This window comes from Nocardia farcinica (assembly GCF_029867845.1).
Classification (GTDB): Bacteria; Actinomycetota; Actinomycetes; order Mycobacteriales; family Mycobacteriaceae; genus Nocardia; species Nocardia farcinica_A.
Genome location: NZ_JARWRU010001147.1, coordinates 1 through 1886 on the forward strand (window position 1 = coordinate 1; position 1886 = coordinate 1886).

The following is a 1886-nucleotide window of genomic DNA, read 5'->3' on the forward strand; positions in this document are numbered from 1 at the left end:
GGGCGCGTTCAACAGCCCTGGCCGCGCCCACGACACCCCCGGCGACCCGAGCAACAGCCGCGGCTGCGCGAACGACAACCGAGGCGACCCGAGCAACAGCCCAGGCAGCGCGCACGACAACCGAGGCGACCCGGGCAACGACCGAAGCGACGCGCACGACGACCGAGGCGACCCGGGCGGAGGCGGCGCGAGGGCGGATGAGCGCACTGGTCGAGGCGACTCCCGAGGAGGTCGGACGGTTGATCGAGCCGTTGCGGCCCTCGGTCGGCGTGGCGGCGGTGCACGGGCCGTCGGCGGTGCTGGTGTGCGGGGAGCCGCGCGGGATGGAAGCCGTCGTGCGGCGGGCCGAGCGGCGCGGGCTGGCGGTCACGGTCGCGCCCGACGAGGATCCGGGACGCCGTGCGGCGGAGGTGGTCGCGGCGGACGAGCAGAATCCCGCGCCGCCCCCGCCCGTCGAGCGGGTCCGCCCCGAACAACTGGGCCTCGGCACACCGAGGGCGCGTTTCTATTCGACCGTGCGCGCGGGCGAGGTGTTCGCGACGTGCGCGCCCGACGCCCACTACTGGACAGAGGAATCCGGCGGGCCGGTGCGGTTGGCGGAGGCGCTGGCGCGGGCGGAGCGAGAGGGCGTCGGGACGGTGCTCGAGTTCGGTGCGCACCCGGTCCTGCTGTCGGCGGTGCGCCGGTATCCGCGGTTGGAGCACGCGGCGCATCCGATGTCCGATCGCGACGACGAGGTGTCGGCGCTGCTGCTCACCCTGGGCGAGCTGCACGCCGACGGCCGGTTCGTCGACTGGGCGGGGCAGGGTCCGTTCGCCGGGGCGGCCCCGCGACGACGCTGGCGGCGCAACCCGGTGCGCTCACCGTTGCCGCTGGTCACCGACTGCGCGGCAGCCACGGTCGATGCCGGGGAGATCGGTGAGCACGCTTTCGGCGCGATCGGGCTGGTGCCCACCGGGTACTGGGTGCGCACCCTGCTGAGCCTGGCCGCGCCCGCGGAGATGATGACCGACTTCGTGGTGCACGACCGGCTCGGCCCGGACGCGCTCGGCGCGATCGAGTGCCGCGACGACGGCCCGGCGGGACTGCGCGCCTACGTCGGCGATGTGCCGGTGGTGTCGGCGCGGCCGATGGCCGGGCCCGCCCCGGCCGACATCGTGGAGTGGATGCGGATGGTGGACACCGCCCGCTCGGCCCGCCACCGCATGCGCGACCTCGGTGGCGTCGGCTTCTACGCGCTGCTGCGCAGGAATGGGCTGGACTACGGTCCGCGCCGCCGGGTGCTCGGCAGGCTGGAGACCGGCGGCGGGCACGCCTTCGGCACGGTGGGAACCGGTGCGGCGAGCCTGGTCTCGATCATCGAGGGATGCCTGCATCTGCTGGTGGCCGCCGCGCCGGAGTGCGTCTCGGAGCGCACGTGGCCGAGTGTGCCGCAGATCGCCGCGCTGTGGGTCGGGGCGGGCGTGGCGCGGACGATCACCCGCGGCTACGCCACCATCCACGAGCGCGGGCCGGACGGCCTGCTCGGTGATGTGGTCGGCACCGACGACGACGGGGTGCCGGTGCTCGCGCTGTCGGGGGTGCGCGTGGTCTTCGCCGAACGCGAGGGCACCGGCGGCGCGCCCGAGACCGCGCCCTTCCGCACCCAGGTCTGGCTGCCCGCCGGGCGGATGGCCGCCGCCGACCGGGACACGCGGGCGCGACAGCGGCGGCTGCTGGTGGTCGGCGCGTCCGAGACCGCGGCGCGGCTGGCGGCGGCGACCGACCTGACCGTCCCCACCGAACACGTCGGCACCGCACCGGACGCCGCCGAGGAGGTGGTGTGGGCGGCGGCCGAGGCCGTCGACCCGCCGACCGGGATCGTGCTGGTGTGGCCGGAGCACGAC

At 75.9% G+C, this 1886-nt stretch carries 1 protein-coding gene; it reads left to right on the top strand.

Annotated features, from left to right (window positions below):
• Positions 1 to 17: 17 nt before the first annotated feature.
• Positions 18 to 1886, top strand: a 1869-nt coding sequence (locus QH283_RS25510; protein ID WP_348538314.1) for an acyltransferase domain-containing protein, incomplete at its 3' end; no start/stop codon positions are given.